1 protein-coding gene is annotated in these 1,016 nt (G+C 69.6%); it reads left to right on the forward strand.

Annotated features, from left to right (window positions below; translation table 11 throughout):
- Positions 1-107 precede the first annotated feature (107 nt).
- Positions 108-1,016, forward strand: a 909-nt coding sequence (locus DLJ59_RS00035) for a dienelactone hydrolase family protein (protein ID WP_244235745.1), incomplete at its 3' end; no start/stop codon positions are given.

Genomic DNA, 1,016 nt, shown 5'->3' on the forward strand with positions numbered 1-1,016 from the left:
CACTACCACCCCCACCAGGAGGTACGACAGTGCCAGGACACGCCAACCACCTCCCGCCCCCGGGAGACGCCGACACAGCCCGGGTGTCCCCCCGGCGGCGGAGAGGGATGTTCACGCTCGCCGCGGCCGGGCTCGCCGCCGCGGTCGGCCTGCTCTCCATCACCGTGGCGACCGGATCGGCATCGGCCGCCGACAACCCGTACCAGCGCGGCCCGGACCCGACCCGGACCAGCGTCGCCACCGAGAACGGTCCGTTCGCCAACACCTCCGTCAGCGTCCCGACCGGGTACGGCTTCAACGGCGGCCGGATCTACTACCCGACCGACACCAGCCAGGGCACCTTCGGTGCCATCGCGATCTCGCCGGGTTACACCGCGTTGTTCTCCGCGGAACTGGCCTGGATGGGGCCGTGGCTGGCCTCCCACGGCTTCGTCGTGATCGGCATCGAGACCAACAGCCGTAACGACTTCGACACGGCCCGAGGCACCCAGTTGCTCGCCGCACTGGACTACCTCACCCAGCAGAGCCCGGTCCGCGACCGCGTCGACCCCAACCGGCTGGCGGTCGCCGGTCACTCCATGGGCGGCGGTGGCGCGCTGAGCGCAGCCACCCGGCGATCGTCCCTGAAGGCCGTGGTCGGCATCGCGCCGTACTCGCCGTCGTCGAACCTGGCCAACGACCGGGTGCCCACAATGATCTTCTCCGGGCAGGCCGACACGGTGGTCACCCCGTCCTACGCCACCGGCCTGTACAACAGCCTCCCGGCCACGACGGAGAGCGTCTACCTGGAGGTCGCTGGTGCCGATCATGGGTTCATGGTCGGACGGTCGAACCCGGTGATGATCCGGACGATGCTGCCGTTCGTCAAGATGTTCATCGACAACGACGCCCGGTACAGCCAGTTCCTCTGCCCACTGCTGGACTCCAACGGCGTGGTCACCTACCGCAGCACCTGCCCGTTGCTGCCCTCCACGCCGACCACACCGACCGACCCGCCGACCGACCCGCCAACGGAC

Source organism: Micromonospora inaquosa (assembly GCF_003857055.1).
Lineage (GTDB): Bacteria > Actinomycetota > Actinomycetes > Mycobacteriales > Micromonosporaceae > Micromonospora > Micromonospora inaquosa.